Source organism: Lonsdalea quercina subsp. quercina, assembly GCF_000688655.1.
In the GTDB taxonomy this organism is placed as follows: Bacteria; Pseudomonadota; Gammaproteobacteria; order Enterobacterales; family Enterobacteriaceae; genus Lonsdalea; species Lonsdalea quercina.
The window spans coordinates 133,315-153,020 of the sequence record NZ_JIBO01000006.1; the positions used below are offsets into that span (position 1 = coordinate 133,315).

Annotated in this window: 18 protein-coding genes, 1 tRNA gene, 2 other RNA genes and 1 riboswitch; of the genes, 9 read left to right on the plus strand and 12 right to left on the minus strand. The window is 53.4% G+C overall.

The window, feature by feature from the left end; all coding sequences use genetic code 11:
• Positions 1 to 32: 32 nt before the first annotated feature.
• Positions 33 to 1,967: a PrkA family serine protein kinase gene (locus RZ35_RS05725; RefSeq protein WP_026742433.1), complete on the minus strand. Its 1,935-nt coding sequence runs from the start codon at positions 1,965 to 1,967 to the stop codon at positions 33 to 35.
• A 447-nt stretch (positions 1,968 to 2,414) separates the two neighbouring features.
• Here RZ35_RS05725 and RZ35_RS05730 point away from each other — a divergent pair, with 447 nt between their 5' ends.
• Positions 2,415 to 3,161 (plus strand): MipA/OmpV family protein, encoded by a 747-nt coding sequence (locus tag RZ35_RS05730; protein ID WP_026742434.1) that lies wholly within the window; start codon positions 2,415 to 2,417, stop codon positions 3,159 to 3,161.
• Between the two features lie 140 nt (positions 3,162 to 3,301).
• Here the strand turns inward: RZ35_RS05730 and RZ35_RS05735 are convergent, their stop codons facing one another.
• Both RZ35_RS05735 and gapA read right to left on the minus strand, forming a co-directional pair.
• Positions 3,302 to 4,186 (minus strand): D-hexose-6-phosphate mutarotase, encoded by an 885-nt coding sequence (locus tag RZ35_RS05735; RefSeq protein ID WP_026742435.1) that lies wholly within the window; start codon positions 4,184 to 4,186, stop codon positions 3,302 to 3,304.
• Between the two features lie 425 nt (positions 4,187 to 4,611).
• Positions 4,612 to 5,607, minus strand: a complete 996-nt coding sequence (gene gapA / locus RZ35_RS05740) for a glyceraldehyde-3-phosphate dehydrogenase (RefSeq protein ID WP_026742436.1) — start codon at positions 5,605 to 5,607, stop codon at positions 4,612 to 4,614.
• 356 nt (positions 5,608 to 5,963) lie between these two features.
• Between gapA and msrB the strand changes: the two genes are divergently transcribed.
• A complete protein-coding gene (gene msrB, locus RZ35_RS05745) occupies positions 5,964 to 6,380 on the plus strand; it encodes a peptide-methionine (R)-S-oxide reductase MsrB (RefSeq protein WP_026742437.1) in 417 nt (138 codons plus the stop codon).
• A 142-nt stretch (positions 6,381 to 6,522) separates the two neighbouring features.
• On the plus strand, positions 6,523 to 6,804 hold the full coding sequence (locus RZ35_RS05750; RefSeq protein ID WP_026742438.1) for a YeaC family protein: 282 nt from the start codon (positions 6,523 to 6,525) through the stop codon (positions 6,802 to 6,804).
• Between the two features lie 40 nt (positions 6,805 to 6,844).
• On the opposite strand, the gene pncA is transcribed toward RZ35_RS05750, so the two are convergent.
• The 3 genes from pncA to sppA form a co-directional block, all read right to left on the minus strand.
• Positions 6,845 to 7,489: a bifunctional nicotinamidase/pyrazinamidase gene (gene pncA / locus RZ35_RS05755; RefSeq protein WP_026742439.1), complete on the minus strand. Its 645-nt coding sequence runs from the start codon at positions 7,487 to 7,489 to the stop codon at positions 6,845 to 6,847.
• 14 nt (positions 7,490 to 7,503) lie between these two features.
• Complete coding sequence (ansA, locus tag RZ35_RS05760) at positions 7,504 to 8,520, minus strand: asparaginase (protein ID WP_026742440.1); 1,017 nt, start codon at positions 8,518 to 8,520, stop codon at positions 7,504 to 7,506.
• Between the two features lie 90 nt (positions 8,521 to 8,610).
• Positions 8,611 to 10,461, minus strand: coding sequence for a signal peptide peptidase SppA (sppA, locus tag RZ35_RS05765; RefSeq protein ID WP_026742441.1), 1,851 nt, complete (start codon positions 10,459 to 10,461; stop codon positions 8,611 to 8,613).
• 184 nt (positions 10,462 to 10,645) lie between these two features.
• Between sppA and RZ35_RS05770 the strand changes: the two genes are divergently transcribed.
• From RZ35_RS05770 to RZ35_RS05780, 3 genes are all read left to right on the plus strand, one after another.
• Positions 10,646 to 11,197, plus strand: a complete 552-nt coding sequence (locus tag RZ35_RS05770) for an NAD(P)H nitroreductase (RefSeq protein ID WP_026742442.1) — start codon at positions 10,646 to 10,648, stop codon at positions 11,195 to 11,197.
• Positions 11,198 to 11,286: 89 nt separating this feature from the next.
• Entirely contained in the window at positions 11,287 to 13,218 is a 1,932-nt protein-coding gene (locus tag RZ35_RS05775) for a DNA topoisomerase III (protein ID WP_026742443.1), read from the plus strand.
• A complete protein-coding gene (locus tag RZ35_RS05780) occupies positions 13,215 to 13,520 on the plus strand; it encodes a DUF1496 domain-containing protein (RefSeq protein WP_026742444.1) in 306 nt (101 codons plus the stop codon). The genes RZ35_RS05775 and RZ35_RS05780 overlap by 4 nt, the downstream gene beginning before the upstream one ends.
• Positions 13,521 to 13,559: 39 nt before the next feature.
• On the opposite strand, the gene xthA is transcribed toward RZ35_RS05780, so the two are convergent.
• On the minus strand, positions 13,560 to 14,366 hold the full coding sequence (gene xthA, locus RZ35_RS05785) for an exodeoxyribonuclease III (protein WP_026742445.1): 807 nt from the start codon (positions 14,364 to 14,366) through the stop codon (positions 13,560 to 13,562).
• A 232-nt stretch (positions 14,367 to 14,598) separates the two neighbouring features.
• Positions 14,599 to 14,694: riboswitch (glycine riboswitch) on the plus strand.
• A gap of 19 nt (positions 14,695 to 14,713) precedes the next feature.
• Between xthA and RZ35_RS05795 the strand changes: the two genes are divergently transcribed.
• A complete protein-coding gene (locus tag RZ35_RS05795) occupies positions 14,714 to 15,334 on the plus strand; it encodes a trimeric intracellular cation channel family protein (RefSeq protein ID WP_026742447.1) in 621 nt (206 codons plus the stop codon).
• Positions 15,335 to 15,441: 107 nt separating this feature from the next.
• Here RZ35_RS05795 and RZ35_RS17245 read toward each other — a convergent pair.
• The 5 genes from RZ35_RS17245 to RZ35_RS05810 form a co-directional block, all read right to left on the minus strand.
• Positions 15,442 to 15,566: non-coding RNA, RtT sRNA (locus RZ35_RS17245), on the minus strand.
• Positions 15,567 to 15,612: 46 nt separating this feature from the next.
• A non-coding RNA gene (locus RZ35_RS17250) (RtT sRNA) lies at positions 15,613 to 15,737 on the minus strand.
• Positions 15,738 to 15,782: 45 nt separating this feature from the next.
• Positions 15,783 to 15,867, minus strand: a tRNA-Tyr gene (locus tag RZ35_RS05800).
• Positions 15,868 to 16,018: 151 nt separating this feature from the next.
• The gene (gene purU / locus RZ35_RS05805) at positions 16,019 to 16,867 is read right to left on the minus strand and encodes a formyltetrahydrofolate deformylase (protein ID WP_026742448.1); all 849 of its coding nucleotides are present in this window, start codon (positions 16,865 to 16,867) and stop codon (positions 16,019 to 16,021) included.
• Positions 16,868 to 16,937: 70 nt separating this feature from the next.
• Positions 16,938 to 17,405 carry a YchJ family protein gene (locus RZ35_RS05810; RefSeq protein ID WP_026742449.1) on the minus strand — a complete coding sequence of 156 codons (468 nt, stop codon included), beginning with the start codon at positions 17,403 to 17,405 and terminating at the stop codon, positions 16,938 to 16,940.
• A 128-nt stretch (positions 17,406 to 17,533) separates the two neighbouring features.
• Between RZ35_RS05810 and rssA the strand changes: the two genes are divergently transcribed.
• The gene (rssA, locus tag RZ35_RS05815; RefSeq protein WP_026742450.1) at positions 17,534 to 18,439 is read left to right on the plus strand and encodes a patatin-like phospholipase RssA; all 906 of its coding nucleotides are present in this window, start codon (positions 17,534 to 17,536) and stop codon (positions 18,437 to 18,439) included.
• A 73-nt stretch (positions 18,440 to 18,512) separates the two neighbouring features.
• Positions 18,513 to 19,529, plus strand: a complete 1,017-nt coding sequence (gene rssB, locus RZ35_RS05820; protein ID WP_026742451.1) for a two-component system response regulator RssB — start codon at positions 18,513 to 18,515, stop codon at positions 19,527 to 19,529.
• The last annotated feature ends 177 nt before the right edge of the window (positions 19,530 to 19,706 follow it).

Here is a 19,706-nt window from a genome sequence, read left to right on the forward strand (position 1 = left end):
CCCCAAACGACGTTGCCTGTCGGTCTGTCGCATTAAGACGACTTTCTCACGCGCAGGTACCATTCGCATAACAATCGAACCTGCTTGCGGGTATAGCCTTTTTCCATCATACGGTCGACGAAGTCGTCGTGTTTTTTTTGCTCCTCGGTTGAGGTCTTGGTATTGAATGAAATCACCGGCAACAGCTCTTCGGTGTTGGAGAACATCTTCTTCTCAATCACTGTGCGCAGTTTTTCATAGCTGGTCCAGTTTGGATTGCGACCGTTGTTGCCCGCGCGAGCACGCAACACGAAGTTGACGATTTCATTACGGAAGTCTTTAGGGTTGCTGATGCCAGCCGGCTTCTCGATTTTTTCCAGCTCGCTGTTAAGCGCTTCGCGGTCGAACAGCTGGCCGGTATCGGGATCGCGATATTCCTGATCCTGAATCCAGAAGTCCGCGTAGGTGACATAGCGATCAAAGATGTTCTGGCCGTATTCCGAATAGGATTCGAGATAGGCGGTCTGGATCTCCTTGCCGATGAATTCCGCGTATTTAGGAATCAAATAGCCTTTCAGGTGCTCCAGATATTTTTCCGCCACGTCCTGCGGGAACTGTTCGCGTTCAATCTGCTGCTCCAGCACATAGAACAGGTGTACCGGGTTGGCAGCGACTTCGCTGTGGTCGAAGTTGAACACGCGAGACAGAATCTTAAAGGCGAAACGCGTGGACAATCCCTGCATGCCTTCGTCGACGCCGGCATAGTCCCGATATTCCTGGTAGGACTTGGCTTTCGGGTCCGTATCTTTCAGGCTTTCCCCGTCATACACCCGCATTTTCGAATACGTGCTGGAGTTTTCGGGGTCTTTCAGACGCGACAAGATAGAGAAGCGCGCCAGCGTTTCCAGTGTGCCTGGGGCGCAAGGCGACTGGCTCAGCTCACTATTTTGCAACAGCTTGTCGTAGATTTTGACCTCTTCCGATACGCGCAGGCAGTACGGCACTTTGACGATATACACACGGTCGAGGAAGGCCTCGTTATTCTTGTTGTTGCGGAACTGCACCCATTCCGATTCGTTGGAGTGAGCCAGAATGATGCCGTTGAACGGCAGGGCGGCAATGCCTTCCGTCCCGTTGTAGTTGCCTTCCTGCGTCGCGGTCAGCAGTGGATGAAGCACTTTGATTGGGGCTTTGAACATTTCCACGAATTCCATGATGCCCTGATTGGCGCGGCAAAGTGCGCCGGAGTAGCCATAGGCATCGGGATCGTTCTGGGCGAAATGTTCCAGTTTGCGGATGTCCACTTTCCCGACCAGCGCGGAAATATCCTGGTTATTCTCATCGCCGGGTTCAGTCTTGGCGATGGCCAACTGCGCCAGTATGGAGGGCCAGACTTTAACGACGCGGAACTTGGTGATGTCTCCGCCGAACTCCTGAAGCCGCTTGGCCGCCCACGGCGACATGATGGNGCCGAGATAACGACGCGGCACGCCATNCTCTTTTTCCAATATGGCGGCGTCTTCATGTGGATTGAACAGGCTCAGCGGGTGGTCGTTCACCGGGCTGCGTTCGCCGTCGGCGCTGAGTACGTAGATGGGCACGAGCTGCATCAGGGCTTTCAGGCGTTCGGCAAGAGAGGATTTCCCCCCGCCCACCGGACCGAGCAGATACAGAATCTGTTTTTTCTCTTCCAGACCTTGAGCAGCATGACGGAGATAAGCGACGATTTGCTCGATCGCTTCTTCCATACCGTAAAACTCTTCGAAAGCAGGGTAGCGGGCTATGACCCGGTTGGAAAACAAACGGGAAAGACGTGGTTCTTGCGCGGTGTCCACCATGACCGGATCACCGATAGCCATCAACAATCTTTCGGCAGCATTCGCATAAGCACTGCGATCCTGCTGGCAGATGTTAAGGAACTCTTGCAGAGTGAACTCTTCGTCTTTGGCAGCGTCGTAGCGCTGACGGTAATGATCAAATATGTTCATAGCGATGCCCGTCCTTCGTCGATTAACAACACAGAATAAGAGAGCGAGAGTATGAATACCGCCTATATAATGGTTAGCTCTCCTAAAGAAGAATTCCCCTTCAGAGTAGAGCAACCCTTATGCCAACTTGTGACGCGCTGCGCAGGTTCAACATCAATCTGTGCGGCAAGGGAATGTTGTCTTCACTTTAAAGCGTAGTTTGCCTCGGTGAAATTTCCTTCATTCTTCCTTGGGCTTTTCAAGATATTACAATGACTCAGTCCTTTGCGTCATAGGGAATCCCCCTTTACAGCGGGTCTGAACGAGTATGCCAGCGCTCCCGTCCGCCACTAGAAAAAATGGTTATAAGTTATCCGTTTCAGTCTGTAGTGGCGTTATTTTTCCACCATGACCATAATGGCAACCTACTCCCACGGGAGGCCCGATCGGAATAGGAGAAAGTGAGCAGTGAAAAAACTTCAATCAGTAGGTGTCGCGTTGGCGCTGAGCGTGACGGCGACGTTATCCGCACAGGCGGAGACCTTTTCTCTTGGGGTGGGTGTCATCGGCGAAACATCGGTTTATCGCGGTGACGACAACCACGTCTATCCTTTCCCGCAGGTGGTGTATGAAAGCGATAACTTCTATTTCCGAGGGTTGGGCGGCGGTTACTATCTGTGGAATGACGAGCAGAACAAACTTTCGTTGACCGCCTATTACAACCCGTTCGGATTTAAGCCGGGAGACAGTGACGACGGCAGCATGAAACAGCTGGATAAGCGTCGAGGCACGCTGATGGGTGGGGTGGCTTACCGTCATGATGCGCAATGGGGAACCATCCGCAGCGTCCTGGCCGCCGACACGCTGGGCAACAGCGATGGCGTCGTATGGGATACGGCCTACCTTTACCGCATCGATGCCGATCAGTGGCATTTCACGCCGGGGATTGGCGTGAACTGGTCGAGCGCTCGACAGAACCGCTACTACTATGGCGTGAGCAATAGCGAGTCAGCGCGTTCGGGCATTCAAAGCTATCGACCGGGAGACAGCTGGGATCCGTATCTGGAGCTGAGCGTGGGGTACACCATTACGCCTCGCTGGAACACCTGGATTATTGGTCGCTACACCCGTCTTAGTGATGAAGTGAAAAGCAGCCCGATGGTTGAGAAAAGCGATAGTCTGATGCTGGGCGGCGGAATCAGCTACGCCTTCTAAGCAGGAATGCACTCTTTTTGTGCTTTGAACGCACCGTGAACGTCAGTTAACGGTGCGTTTGCTTTATGATGAAGCACTTCAGTTCAGAAGGGCAGGCATGGTGAGACAATAACCGTACCGGCCTTTCATCCAAAATAGGATTATTTTGCGCTGGTGGAATGAACGCGTATAGAGGTCGCCAATTTAGCCGGCGCATGCCGGGTGAGGTTAAATGGTTGACTGATACGGGCAGTTTCCACACACACGAACGTTTTGTAACCCTCATCGGTGAGATCCGACATCGTTTTTGACAGCTGTTCCCCTGGGTTCCAGGCTACCACATCGCTATGGTCATGGTGGTGCACTTCTATTGTGCGCTCCAGAACCGGATCGTGGATAACGCTGGTCGCTTTAGGTTTGGTATAGACCCGGTCGGTGCGGTTGGGGAATGAGAGGTCACCTTGCTGGAAGCCGGGGTTTTCCGGATCGACCTTATCGATAAAGCGCTCACCCAGCCCGCTGACGTGCACGCGGCTGATGTCCCCGATATTGAAATAGCTGTGCAGGGCGCTGGTCATGCTGTATTCCCCTTCGAACTCCAACTCCACATCGCAAGACGTCTTAGTGAGCACGAAACGCGCATCCACCTTAAACGCCTGCGGCCAAATGGCGCGCGTTTCCTCATTGTCGCGAAGCGTGAGAGTCAGCGTAACGCCGTCCGCATCATCGATATGGGATGAGAAGGCCCAGGGCATGATGCGCGCAAAGCCGTGACTGGGTTCGGCCACGGGACCAAACCAGGGGAAGCAGACAGGAATGCCGCCGCGAATGGCTTTCCCTTCCTTAAATAACGTGTTGTCGCTGAGCCAAATAACCGGTGCGGCGCCGGTGGGTTGCCAGGCGATTAAATGGGCCCCTTGCAGTGCGACGGCGGCTTTCAACTGCGGATGGTCGATGACGACGATCGGCAGTTGATCCTGCTGACGCAACGTAATATGGGGGGAAATCGTTTTACTGACAGGAAGGGAAAACAGGGCATCAGTCATAAGCGGGCCTATTCATCTATAAGTAGAAATCAATCATGAATATTGTGGCACTCATGACGCCATTCCCCAATAGGAATTCGCCGTCTCGTCGACCCGCGTCAAAAAATAGCGTTATCGGTTTCCACGTTACTTTACCTGGAGACGTTAGCGTGCGCAGCTCTGTTTGGACAGGGAATGTCGCCGGCAGGCGGAGGCCATCGCAACTCACCAAGAAAAGACGAGAATAGACGTCATGATGCGAGTGAGAACGACGAATCGGTCAGAGAGTCGGAAAGGGGGGTATAAAACGTCGTGCGGGGTGGGGCATGGCACTCGATGGCGCGTGAGAAGCCATCGCGCAGTAAAAACCGCCGTGGACCAAGATCGTCGTGTATTAAAAAGGGCGACTTGCGTCGCCCTTGATTCAGTTACCGATCTTCAGCTCATTATTTGGAGATGTGAGCAACCAGATCCAGAACCTTGTTGGAGTAGCCTGTTTCGTTATCGTACCAAGCAACCAGTTTCACGAAGTTGTCGCTCAGAGCGATACCGGCTTTAGCATCGAATACGGAAGTCAGTTTTTCACCGTTGAAATCGGTAGAAACCACTGCGTCTTCGGTGTAGCCCAGCACGCCTTTCAGTTCGCCTTCAGAAGCTTCTTTGATTGCAGCACAGATAGCGTCGTAAGAAGCGCCTTTTTCCAGACGTGCAGTCAGGTCAACAACGGATACGTTCGGAGTCGGAACGCGGAACGCCATACCAGTCAGTTTACCGTTCAGAGCCGGGATAACTTTACCGACAGCTTTAGCGGCACCGGTAGAAGACGGGATGATGTTCTGAGATGCGCCGCGGCCGCCGCGCCAGTCTTTGTGAGACGGGCCGTCAACGGTTTTCTGAGTAGCGGTAGTGGCGTGAACAGTGGTCATCAGCGCTTCAACGATACCAAATTTGTCGTTGATAACTTTAGCCAACGGCGCCAGGCAGTTAGTGGTGCAAGATGCGTTGGAAACGATATCCTGACCCGCATAGTCTTTATGGTTAACGCCCATAACGAACATCGGCGTGCTGTCTTTAGAAGGACCAGTCAGTACGACTTTCTTAGCGCCAGCCTGGATGTGTTTACGTGCAGTTTCGTCAGTCAGGAAGATACCTGTCGCTTCTGCAACAACGTCAACACCCGCTTCGTTCCATTTCAGGTTAGCCGGATCGCGTTCTGCGGTAACACGGATGGTTTTGCCGTTAACGACCAGATGACCGTCTTTAACTTCAACAGTACCGTTGAAGCGGCCATGAGTGGAGTCATACTTCAGCATGTAAGCCATGTAGTCCGCATCTAACAAATCGTTGATTGCAACGATTTCAACGTCTGAACGCTCCTGGGCAGCGCGGAAAACAATACGGCCGATACGGCCAAATCCATTGATACCTACTTTGATAGTCATATATTCCACCAGCTATTTGGTTTGTGAATAAAAGGTTGGCTGTAAAATTACAAAAACCTTCCCGAGGGTCAAGCGGAATCGTGTCAATAGTTGCTGTATGTCAAAACTATGGGCAACCCTTGCACGATAAATCATCTATTCGGTCATTTCAGTTGTTGGACAACATGATAGGAGCATTGGCCGGGTATGAGAACACCCGATGGGGGTATTATTGTGACATGGATCACAATTAGCACCCCGTCAGGCTCTAGCCTATCGCAATAACAGGCCAAATAACGTTTCGAGTGTTAATTTTTTGTAGTGCTTACGGTCTATACTCTTTAACACGCATAATAATTTTTTTTGTGAGCAAAGCGATGGACAAAGACCTTAATGACTCTCCTCAGCGCGATAACCTGACGGAAATACAACGATATGTCACCCAACAGCGGGGAACTGAACCGCCGTTTTCCGGCAAGTTGCTGCATAACAAGCAGACCGGCATTTACCACTGCTTATGTTGTAAGCAGCCCCTGTTTTACTCGGATAACAAGTTTGACTCTGGCTGCGGCTGGCCCAGTTTTGATCAACCTGTGTCTGCGGAGGCGATTCGTTACCTGGATGATAATTCGCATAATATGCATCGGGTGGAAATTCGTTGCGGCAATTGTGATGCTCATCTCGGGCATGTATTTCCTGATGGCCCCAAAGAGACGACCGGTGAGCGTTATTGCGTCAACTCGGCCTCGCTAAGTTTCATCGATGCGGAAAATAATCAAAAAATAGACGGCTAGATGTCTATTTAATTGAAACGTTTCAGCTACCAATGATTCCAATGGGGGCGTCGCTACCTCAAGGCACGCTAATACGGTCATTAATCTTGCGTGCCGTGGACCTCAACACCCTCTAACACGCATAAATCAAGGAATATGGGCAATGCAGATTGAGGATGTGTTAAATGCGATGACGCCGGAGATCTACCAGCGTTTGGCGACAGCGGTGGAGTTGGGAAAATGGCCCGACGGCGTGGCGTTGACTGCGGAACAGAAAGACAACGCCATGCAGATGGTCTTACTCTGGCAGTCACGTCATAACGTAGAGGCCGACCACATGAGCATCAATCAGCAGGGCGAAATAGAAATCAAAAGCAAGCAGGCGCTTAAGCAGCGATTTATTGCGGCTGCAGAGCCAATTAGGATGTTTAAACCGCAGGACTGATGGCGTTGACCTTGTTGCCCTCGCCACCGATTATCTAGCCTTACGAGGAGGCAAGCGCGGTGATAAACGCCTGCGACTCTGTCAAGATCGCGCCCTGCGCCTGCATCTCCTCGAGCGCCTTCTGGCTGTCTGCGGGCTGTAGATTGACTCCGCGACAGCCGTCCACCAAGACCTCAGTACGATACCCCAGCGCCAAGGCATCCAGCACCGAGTACTTCACACAATAGTCCGTCGCCAATCCCATGATGGCGAGCGAGTCGATCTGCTGGGCGCGAAGCCAGTCGTCCAGTTCGGTTTTTACCCGATGGCCGTTATCAAAGAAGGCGCTGTAGCTATCTATATCGCTGGCGGTTCCTTTATGGACGACCCAGTCGATAGCCTGCCGATTGAGCGCCGGGTGGAACTCGGCGCCCGGTTCGCCTGCGACGCAGTGCACCGGCCACCATACCTGAGGCAGTCCGTCCAGCATGCCGAGTTCGCCGATGGTCGTGCCGGAATTGGCGGCAAAGCTGCGATGATCCGCCGGATGCCAGTCAAGGCTTGCCACTACGGTGATCTGCGCGTCATGACAGGCGGAGATCGCACGGTTAGCCACCGGGATGACACTATCGCCCTCGCTGATGGCCAATGCGCCGCCGGGACAAAAATCATTCTGCAAATCGATCAGTAACAACGCTTTGCTCATGCCGCCTCCGAATTTTAGCTATTGCTGAGTTCACCCCGCAGATCCTGCTGCATTAGACGGCGGATATCATCGGGGGACAGGTCTTCCCGGCTTAGCAGATAATGCAGCTTGGTGAGCGTCGCTTCAACGGTCATATCGAAACCGCTGATCACGCCGGCTTGAGACAGCGCATTACCCGTCGCATAGCCTTCCATGTTGACGCAGCCGGACATGCACTGCGTCAAGTTGACCACAATAATGCCCCGATCGGATGCTTCCCGCAGCTCCTGCAGAAACGCTTTGTTCTGCGGAGCGTTGCCGACGCCGTAAGAGCGCAGAATTAACGCTCGAACAGGTTGAAGCAGGAAGTTGCGCACGACGTCGGCGGAAATACCGGGGTAAATGGTGATAACGCCGATTGGCTGAGGGGTGATGTCATGAACGACCAGCGAATCTGCCGACTCAACCAACGGCGCCGAGGAGAGGCGACGAATATGGATACCGGTTTCCAGCAGCACGGGGTAGTTGGGTGACGAGAACGCATCAAAGCCGTCGGCATGCGCTTTGGTGGTGCGGTTGCCGCGCAGCAGCTTATTGTTGAAGAACAGACTGACCTCGTTGATAGGATGATTGGCCGCCACATACAGCGCGTTCAGCAGGTTGGTTTGTCCATCGGAACGCAGTTCTGCCAGCGGGATCTGTGACCCTGTCACGATAACGGGTTTGGCCAGATTCTCCAGCATGAATGAAAGCGCCGACGCCGTGAAGGCCATCGTGTCTGTCCCATGCAAAATCACGAAACCGTCATAATCGTCGTAATGCTGCCGTATGTCGTTGGCGATGATCTGCCAGTCTTCCGGCGTCATGTCCGAGGAATCGATCAGCGGCGTATATTCATGAATGGTAAAGGACGGCATTTCCGGCCGATGAAACTCGGGCATCTGTGCCAGCTGCTGCTGGAGATGGCCTGAAACCGGGATATAGCCTTGAGCGGAGTGTTGCATGCCGATTGTGCCGCCCGTATAGGCGACATAAATGGATTTCTTTTGCATGGATGTGATTACGTCAAAATCAAAAAATGGATTATAGAGCGAAGCAAGGGGAAAAGCAGCCCGGCGATTGTCGCCGGGCGGGTGAAGCGATTAGCGAACGTTGCCGCAACTTAGGCAAATGACGTAGCGATGTTGCGGGTCGGTTAGTTTAGTCGATAGAGAGGGTTGTGCGCGAAGCATCTCGCTCAACTCCGCGACGGGCGCAGGAAACAGCGTCTGCAAAGCGTCGGGAAGCGTGGCGTAGACCGAGCTTCGCACCTGATTGAAGAGCACATCCAACACTCCTTCGTCCTCTTCGAACCAGACCAGCTGATGATGATCCAACTTAGCTAACTCCGCCGCCTTCTTCACCGCGTCGTCGAAGTCGCCGAGCGTATCGACCAGGCCGTTGGCTTTTGCGTCACTGCCGATCCAGACGTGGCCCTGCGCAATTTCGTCCACTTGTTCAGGAGTCTTGTTGCGAGACTTCGCCACCAGAGAGAGGAAGTTTTTGTAGCCGCGCTCAATGTTGACCTGCATCAGTTGGCCGAATTCGGGCGGCAGCGCCTTGGTCATAGACAGATCGGCCAGCGGCGAGGTGGCGACACCGTCGGTATGTACGCCAACGCTGTCTAAGGTATTCTCGACCGTATTGATCACGCCGAAGATGCCGATGGAACCGGTAAGCGTACTGGGGCTGGCGACAATAGCGTTAGCTGGCGTGGAGATCCAGTAACCGCCTGAGGCGGCCATGCCTCCCATCGAGACCACCACCGGTTTGCCAGCCTGACGTGCGGCGGCCAGCTCGGCGCGGATTTGCTCGGACGCGGTGACGCTGCCGCCTGGGCTGTTCACGCGCAGGATGATGGCTTTCACCTTCGGATCGAGCCGGGCATCGCGAATTTGTCCAGCCGTCGTATTACCGCCGACATAACCGGGCGCCTCATTCCCATCGACGATCATGCCATTGGCGAAGATCACGGCAATCTGGTTGTTATCCGGCTGAGGATCGGTCAGCGCGTAGTCATAGAAAGAGGTGTAGTTAAAGTCTTTGCTTTTTGCATCCCAACCGAAGGTCTTGATCAGCTGCTGTTCAATGACCGTGCGGGAAGCCACTTCATCCACCAGTTTGTTATCCAGCGCATAGCGTGCGGTGTCGCCGTCCGCCGCGCGCAGGGCGGTGAGCAGGCCGTCGGCGCCAGGGAAGAGCTGCTGAGGCGTGATTTCACGATTCGCGGCTATCGTCGTTAGGTAGTTTTGCCACAGGCTGTTAATCCAGCGTCCGTCGGCATCCCGTGCCGCAGGGGACATGTCATCTCGTATATAAGGCTCGACGGCGGATTTGTAGGTGCCGACGCGGAAGATGTGGGTCGTGACCTTTAGCTTATCCAGCAGCGTTTTATAGTAGAGATTGTTGGTGGCGAAGCCGTGCAGGTCGATGCCGCCCTGCGGCGTCAGGAAAATCTTGTTGGCGTAACTGGCCAGATAGTACTGAGACTGGTCGTAGTTATCGCCTACGGCGTAAATCGGTTTGCCCGTGTCGCGGAATTCGCGCAGTGCTTTGCCGATATACTGCAATGACGGCTGATCGGCGCCGACGAAGTCGGACAGATCCATCACCATGCCGGTAATATTGCGGTCGTTTTTGGCTTGCCTAATCACATCAATGACGTCGAATAGCGAATTCTCTTGATTGCGATTGGCGGACACGCCTAAAAACTCGCGGCCGAACTGCCGCAGCTTATTATTCACTGAGGGTTTATCGACGACGACGCCGGTGATGTTCAACATCAGCGCGCCTTTCGCAGCTTCAGGCGGGGTCGCCTTGAATTGACTGTAAATACCCACGCCAACCAAGATCAGCATGATAAGAAAAATATTGAGGATGAATTCCCGGATGAAATTAAGCAGGCGCCACCCCCACTTAAAGAATCCGCTGAAAATCCGCCACATCGTGCGCATGATAACTCCGAAAATGGGAAAAACAGTTTAGTATCCTAATGAGCGGACAGGTAAAAGTCAGCTTTTTATCTTGCCCTGCGCGGCCACACAGGTTGTTAACTTGTAACAAAACTTCTGGCTGTGCTACCGTTGCGCGCGATCTCGTCTTAACCCTTGCTACCTGATGAATTACAGGAGATGTGTGATGGATGCCTTGGAACTATTACTTAATCGTCGTTCGGCTTCCCGGCTGGCTGCACCGGCCCCCGCTGGCGCTGCGCTGGAAAATATCATTCAGGCCGGTATGCGGGCACCCGATCACGGCGCACTGCAACCGTGGCGCTTCTTCGTCATTCAGGACGAGGGCCTCAGTCGCTTCAGCGATGTGCTGGTCGAAGCGGCGCAGCAAAATCATCTGGATGAGTCGGCTATCGAAAAGGCGCGTAAGTCGCCGTTTCGGGCACCGCTGATTATCACGGTCATCGCGCATTGCGAAGAAAATCACAAAGTTCCTGTATGGGAGCAGGTGGTGTCGGCGGGCTGCGCTGTTCATGCCATGCAGATGGCGGCTCAGGCGCAGGGGTTCAACGGCATCTGGCGCAGCGGCGCCTGGACGCACAGCGAGCGCGTACGCGAAGCCTTCGACTGTCGTCCGCAGGATGAAATTGTCGGATTTCTTTACTTGGGTACACCTCAGCTGAAAGCCTCCTCGACGCTGACGCCGATCGACCCGGATCGGATCGTCCGCTATTTCTGAAGTGATTGGCCATGTCGAATCGCTATCTCGCTGCCTCTATACCAATAGAGAAGCAGCCTTAATAACAACTGCCGGTAGTGCGGTGAATCATGCGACTTTTTATTGCCGAAAAGCCCAGCCTGGCGCGGGCTATCGCCGATGTTTTGCCTAAACCCCATCGGCGGGGTGAGGGTTATATCGCCTGCGGACAGCACGATGTCGTGACGTGGTGCGTGGGCCATTTGCTGGAGCAGGCTCAGCCGGATGCCTACGATCCCCGCTATGCGCGTTGGGCGCTGGACGATCTGCCGATTGTGCCGCAGAAGTGGCGGCTGCAGCCGCGGCCTTCCGTGAGTAAGCAGCTCAATNCCATCAAAAAACTTTTAGCGCAGGCGGACGACGTTATTCATGCCGGCGACCCCGACCGCGAAGGTCAGCTGTTGGTCGATGAGGTGTTGGAATATCTCGAACTTCCTAATGAAAAACGTCAACGCGTTCAACGCTGCTTGATTAACGATCTCAACCCGCAGGCGGTCGAGAGAGCCGTGGCCCGTCTGCGGGAAAACCGTGAATTTATCCCGCTGTGTGTTTCTGCGCTGGCGCGTTCGCGCGCAGACTGGCTGTATGGCATCAATATGACCCGCGCCTATACACTGCTGGGCCGACATGCCGGCTATGATGGCGTGCTGTCGGTGGGAAGAGTGCAGACGCCTGTGCTGGGATTGGTGGTTCGGCGCGACGAAGAGATCGAAAACTTCGTGCCTAAAGACTTTTTCGACGTCAAAGCGCATATCGTGACGCCGGCGGATGAGCGCTTCACGGCGCTGTGGCAGCCCAGTGAATCCTGTGAACCTTATCAGGACGAGGAGGGGCGTTTGCTACACCGGCCGCTGGCGGAACATGTGGTGAACCGCATTGCCGGACAGCCAGCGCACGTCACCGGCTATAATGATAAACGGGAATCAGAAATTGCCCCGTTGCCTTATTCGCTGTCTACGTTGCAGATCGAAGCCGCCAGACGGTTTGGTTTAAGCGCCCAGCAGGTCCTGGATACCTGTCAGCGGTTGTATGAAACCCACAAACTGATTACCTATCCCCGTTCGGACTGCCGCTATCTGCCCGAAGAGCACTTTGCGGGACGACAGGCGGTATTGCAGGCGATTGGGGTGCATCAGCCTGATTTACAACCGCCGGAGCCGATTTTTAACAGCGAACGCCGCAACCGATGCTGGGATGACGGCAAGGTGGATGCTCACCACGCGATCATCCCTACGGCGCGAACAACTAAGACGACGCTGACTCAGCATGAAAGTCAGGTTTATATGCTGGTTGCCCGGCAGTATCTGATGCAGTTCTGCGCTGAAGCCGTTTTCCGCAAATGCGTGATAGAACTCGATATCGCGGGCGGTAAATTTGTGGCCAAGGCCCGTTTTCTGGCGGAAGCGGGCTGGCGCACGCTCCTCGGCGGCAAAGAACGGGACGAAGAGAACGAAGGGACGCCGCTGCCGGTTGTCAGCAAAGGCGATGAACTATTGTGTGAACGGGGAGAGGTGGTCGAGCGCCAGACTCAGCCGCCGCGCCATTTTACCGATGCGACGCTACTCTCGGCCATGACGGGAATTGCCCGGTTTGTGCAGGATAAAGAACTGAAGAAAATTCTACGTGCGACCGATGGTCTAGGAACGGAAGCGACGAGAGCCGGCATTATCGAACTCTTGTTCAAACGTGCTTTCCTGGTCAAAAAAGGGCGTTACATCCATGCCAGCGAAACCGGGCGAGCGCTAATCCATTCGTTGCCGCCCAGCGCCGCGCATCCGGATATGACCGCGCATTGGGAGTCCACGCTGACAAAAATCAGCGAAAAACAGTGTCGCTATCAGGATTTTATGCAGCCATTGACGGAATCTCTGTGCGACATCATCCAGCAGGTCAGGCATCGTGGCAGTATGCCGTTATTACGTGGCCTGCCGCCCGCGCCCGGCAAATCGAAACCAAAAAAGCGGCGTAAGTCGCAGCCTAAGGTGAAGGAGCAAAATTCATGACGGTAAAATGGGGACAGATTCTGGCGGCAACGCTGGTGATTTTCCCTCTCTGGGGGCAGGCTAATCCAGGGAGTCATACGAATACCGATATTGTCGTGCCGGTTCCGCCGCAGGTGATTTGGGGCAACGGCAACCATTCAGGCCAACAGGAAAACGCTCAGCAATGCATCCGTTGCTGCACCTATCAGAACAAGCAGTATTCCGAAGGGGCGGTCATCAAGATGGAAGGCGTATTGTTGCAATGCTCTGAGGATAAGCAGCGGCTCAGCACCAATAATCTGGTGTGGAAAATGGTCAAATAAACCGTGGCGGGGCTGAGATGCGGCCCCGCCGACGAGCGTTTAAAGTGAAAATTCTGCCCAGATAGGCGCATGATCCGATGGTTTTTCCATCGCACGGATGGTGTAGTCGATACCGGTCGAGGTGCAGCTTTCCGCCAGAGACTGGCTTGCCAAAATCAGATCGATACGCAGGCCGCGATTAGTATCAAAGCCTTTGGAGCGATAGTCGAACCATGAAAATTGGTCGTTGCAGGAGGGATTGGCGGCGCGGAACGTGTCCACCAGCCCCCAGTTTTGCAGTCGGGCCAACCACTCACGCTCTTCCGGCAAGAAAGAGCACTTACCGGTGCGCAGCCAGCGCTTACGGTTCTCTTCTCCAATCCCTATATCCAGATCGGTCGGGCTGATATTCAGATCGCCCATGATGACCAGCGGTTGCCCTTCCGGGTGATGGTGTTCGATATAGTTCTGCAGATCCTGATAGAAACGCGTTTTTGCAGGAAATTTAGTCGGATGGTCTCGGCTTTCTCCCTGAGGAAAATAGCCGTTGATGACGGTCAACGGACCTTGAGGGGTATTGATATCCGCCATGATAATGCGTCGCTGCGCGTCTTCCTCATCGGTCGGAAATCCGCGGCGGACCGCCAGTGGTTCTTTCTTCGTCAGCAACGCTACGCCGTAATGACCTTTCTGGCCGTGGTAGAACACGTGATAGCCATGCTGTGCCACGTCTTCCAACGGAAACATGTCGTCGTGTACCTTGGTTTCCTGTAAACCAATGACGTCCGGCTGGTGTTGTTCGACCACTGCGGCTAATTGATGAGGCCGCGCTCGCAGGCCGTTGATGTTAAAAGAAACAAACTTCATGTTCGCTGCCGTTGTAATGAAAATGTGCCGTGATGGTAGCAGAAATGAGGGCGGCGAGTCACGGTCGAGACCCGGCATAAAGGCCGATAGTAACCATCGTTGTGGCAGGGTTGATGGCGGTCCTGAGAGCCCGTATACTCCGCGTCTCGCAGGAGAGAGGAGGCCATCACAGGCCATCCCGCCGAAGGCGCAAACTCCCATAATCGCTCAGGCCACCTTACTGCAGATTCTATCCACGCCAACTGGAGAGCGGTTGCCAGACAACCCACCGAAGGGGCAAGCAGCAGCTGCTGCACAAACTCTCAGGTAAAAGGACAGAGGGAGGGGCACAACCACGAGAGGCTCGTGTGCTGACCTATATCTATCTTATTGCCATCACCGCAGAGGGGATGTCCGGCGCGCTGGCGGCAGGCCGCCGCAATATGGACATCTTCGGCGTTTCCTTGATCGCCTTTATTACCGCGCTCGGCGGCGGCACTGTCCGTGACATTCTCCTCGGCAATTTCCCCATCGGCTGGACTCAACATCCGGCTTACATCTATCTCACGGTCGGCGCCGGTCTGTTTACCGTCATTATTGCGCGCTTCATGCAGCATCTGCATCGGCTGTTTCTGGTACTCGATGCCATGGGGCTCATTGCGTTCACGATTATTGGCTGCAACGTGGCGCTGCNCCTGAATTACTCGTTGACGATCGTGGTCATCACGGGGGTGACGACAGGCATTTTCGGCGGGATCTTGCGGGATATTTTCTGCAACCGCACGCCGATGGTGCTGCGTAAAGAGCTGTATGCCTGCGTCTCGCTGCTGGTCGCGTTGCTGTATCTCGGTTTTCGGCACGTCGGCCTTAACCACGATATCAACCAACTTCTTTCCTTTTTGATCGGACTCTCTGTGCGCTTGGCGGCAATTCGCTGGTCATGGCAACTGCCGGTATTTACCTATATGCCCGGAAGTTGGAAAGGGTAAGCGAGCGGCATTGGCTCATAGAGGGATCTTGAGGCCGACTGCGAGATGTGGAGAGGAACAGGCAACTTCAGCGTGTTGGGTTTGCTTGGGGAGAGACTCTGAGAAGATGGTGGTGGGGGAAGGATGACTCGTCACTTCGTTCCTCGCCCTTCGGGCCGTGCTGCGCACGTTGTCTCGCTATGCTCGACTCGAACCTTGTCGAAGGTTCTCACCTTCCCCCCTACGGGAACAGGCGACTTCAGCGTGTTGGGTTTGCTTGGGGAGGGACTTTGAGAAGATGGTGGTGGGGGAAGGATGACTCGTCACTTCGTTCCTCGCCCTTCGGGCCGTGCTGCGCACGTTGTCTCGCTATGCTCGACTCGAACCTTGTCGAAGGTTCTCACCTTCCCCCTACGGGAACAGGCAACTTCAGCATGTTGGGTTTGCTTGGGGAGAGACTCTGAGAAGATGGTGGTGGGGGAAGGATTCGAACCTTCGAAGTCTGTGACGGCAGATTTACAGTCTGCTCCCTTTGGCCGCTCGGGAACCCCACCACTGGCCTGAAACGTGTTTTGCGTTAAGCGGGGCGCATCATAACAAATGCCGCGCCCCTGTAAAGTCTGAACCGGCAAATTCAGATTCGTTTGCCGGTTTTTTATGCCATCTGACGCTGTCTTGAGCGGCTCGATGACATGAGGTTAAACGTTACAGGATGATCGTGCGATTCCCATAGACGAAAACTCGCTGTGCCAGCACTTGATAGAGCGCTCGGCTGAGGACGTTTTTCTCGACGTCGCGACCCGCACGCATCATGTCGTCCGCGGTATAGGTGTGATCAACATGAATCACGTCCTGCATGATGATGGGGCCTTCATCCAGACTGTCATTCACATAGTGAGCCGTGGCGCCGATGATTTTGACGCCACGCTCATACGCCTGGTGGTAAGGGCGGGCGCCGATAAATGCAGGCAGGAATGAATGGTGAATATTGATAACCTGATTCGGGTAGTGCTGTACGAAGGCCGGGGTCAGGACCCGCATGTATTTCGCCAGGACCACATAGTCCGGCTGATACTGGTCGATCTGCGCGATCATTTTTTGATCGTGTTCGTCGCGGGATAATCCTTCGTGACTAATCAGATGGAACGGAATATCGAAACGTTCAACCAGCGTGCGCAGCGTTTCGTGGTTACCAATCACCGCGGCGATTTCGACATCTAAGCCACCGTAGGCGTTTTTCATCAACAGGTCGCCGAGGCAGTGAGCTTCTTTGGTCACCAGAATCACAATGCGACGACGACCTGCGTTGCTGAGTTCTCGAACGGAGCCTGCAGGTAAAGCGCTGTCCAGATCTTCCAGCAATGTATTATCGTTGAAAATGCCTTCTAATTCGGTGCGCATGAAGAATCGCCCGGTGCGATGGTCGACATACTCGGAGTTCTGCACGATGTTCAACTCGTGCTTATAGCAAATGTTGGTTATTTTTGCGATTAGCCCTTTCGAATCAGGGCAGATGGTACGAAGAACTTTTCTTTGTATATTCTGGGATTGCATGGGGGTGTCGATCCTGTCCAAAGCAAATATCAATTATTTTTTCAGCGCGCGGGAAGGGCGAGCTGTCACTCTATTGTCCGCAGCACTTTTTGTATTTTTTACCTGAGCCGCAGGGACAGGCTTCATTTCTGCCAGTAGGCAGATGAACGCCGTCGACATAGTACCAGCGATCGTGATGGCGAAGGAAGCGTGAGCGCTCTCTCATCAATACGTTACGGTGAGGCGTGTCCTTGTCTGCATATCGCGCCGCAAACTCGACGAATCCTTCATCGGCCGCTTTCCCCGCACTCGTCGCCAGTACGTTAAGACCCCGCCATTCTGTGTTGCTGCAGGTGGCTGCGATATCGGCTCGAAAGTTTTCGGCCTGACAGGTTGGGTGCCATGTGGCTATCAGATAGTCAATGTCTTGTTGAACGTAAGCGCTATAGCGCGATCGCATCAGCGATTCTGGGGAGGGAGCGGCCTTGACACCCTGAATATAAGGCTTACAGCAGCGTGAAAAGGGTTGTTGATTGCCGCAAAAGCAACATTCGGACACAATATCTACCTTAATAATTTTTTAATGAATTAACTAGTTGAGACGTATCTTAAAAACACTTCATATAGTACCCAGCGAGTTTGACGCATGGCAATGTAGTCTAGAATAAAGCAGGCAGGGGGGAAACCATGCGTAAGGTCAAGGTCGGATTGGCTTTGGGATCCGGTGCTGCAAAAGGATGGGCACATATTGGCGTCATCAATGCGTTGAAAGATCTCGGCATTGAGCCTGAAATCGTCGCCGGATGTTCGGTTGGATCGTTGGTTGGCGCAGCTTATGCGACGAATCAGTTGGACAGCATGGCGCGTTGGGTCAGTGGTTTCGGCTATTGGGATGTGATCCGACTAATGGATCTGTCGTGGCGGCGAGGAGGATTACTGAGGGGCGATCGTGTTTTCGAACATGTTCGTCAGTTGTTGCGTACCCAGCGTATTGAGGATTGCGCCATCAAGTTTGGCGCGGTTGCCACCAATTTGAGTACAGGTCGTGAACTCTGGCTGACAGAGGGAGATCTGCACCTGTCTATACGCGCTTCATGCAGTATGCCGGGGTTGCTGTCCCCGGTCTCGTTCAACGGCTATTGGCTGGTGGATGGCGCTGTCGTCAATCCTGTCCCCGTGTCATTAACGAGGGCCTTGGGCGCGGATGTCGTGATAGCCGTTGATTTACAGCATGATGCAAGTCTGAAAAGTCATGATTTGCTCTCCGTGAAACCGCCTCAACCGGCGATGGAAGCCGTATCGGTAGGAGGGTGGTCGCAGCGGATACGCGAGCGACTTCACCTGAGAGGACGGCGTCCGGCGGAAGTCAGACCTACGGCGATGGAGATTATGAGCACCTCGATTCAGGTGCTTGAAAACCGCCTGAAAATGAGCCGTATGGCCGGGGACCCGCCGGATGTATTGATTCAACCCTACTGCCCGCAGATAGCGACGCTGGATTTTCATCGCGCGCAGGAAGCCATAGAGGCGGGCAGACGGGCGGTAGAAAAACAACGAGAGATGTTATTGCCATTGGTTCACCGGGCTACCTGAGCCACATTCGGGTAGTCTGAATGACAACATCAGCACGATGAATATGAACAGACTGAGTTTTAAGGGGCAACTGATGGCACGACCATTAACGGGGAAAGAGATTTTAATCGTTGAAGACGAAGCTGTTTTCCGGTCTGTGCTGGCTGGTTATCTGACCTCATTGGGCGCCAACGTCATAGAAGCGGACAATGGCCACAATGCCTTCGAAATGATTACTCACCAGCAGCCGGATCTCATCATCTGCGATTTGAATATGCCTACCATGGGCGGATTTGAGTTTGTCGATCGATTTCGTCAGCAGAATACCGACACACCTATCCTCGTCATATCGGCAACCAGTCACATGGCTGATGTCGCGAAAATATTACGGCTCGGTGTTCAGGATGTCCTACTGAAACCGGTCAATGATTATAGCCGATTACGCGAAACGGTAATGTCATGTCTTTACCCTGATATGTTTACTTCACAGGTGAGTGAAGTCGATAAGTTAATGCAGGATATGGAATCGCTGAATCAATGCCCGGCCGATGTAAACAAACTATTGGAGCAATTACAGCCGCCTGTCAATCAGACGATTGCGCAGTGCCGTATTAATTATCGGCAACTCACCGTAGCGGATCATCCTGGATTAGTATTGGATATCGTTGCGTTATCTGAAGATGAACTGGCGTTTTACTGCTTGGACGTTACACAGGCCGATCATAATAATGGTGTCGTTGCTGCATTGTTATTACGCGCATTATTCAACGGGCTATTACGCGATCATCTCGCCAATCAGCAGCGTAAACAGCCTGAATTATCCATGTTGTTAAGACAAGTGAATCAACTGTTACGTCATGCCGGTCTTAAGGGCGAGTTTCCATTATTGGTCGGTTATTACCATCACAGTGTGAAAAAACTGATTCTTATTTCCGCAGGATTACATGCGACGCTTAGCGTAAAAGAAAATCAGTTGATGCTTCATAGCGGAATTCCGCTTGGCGCAAAGGATAGCGCTTATCTGAATCAACTCGGATATCAGTGCGAATCGTGGCAATGTCAGATATGGGGAAGTGGTGGGCAACTACGTTTAATGGTTTCTACGGATTAATCTGATGGTCACCGGGATAAGCATACTTCAACCTGTAGCGACGCATTGTAATTATTTGGCTTTCTACAATTTGAGGGGTAATGCGCTTTCTTTTTCCGAGTATGGGTCAGTACCGAGCAATGCGTATCGTAACTGATATACTCAGTGCTCATGGGTAGAAGATAAATAAAGCTCATT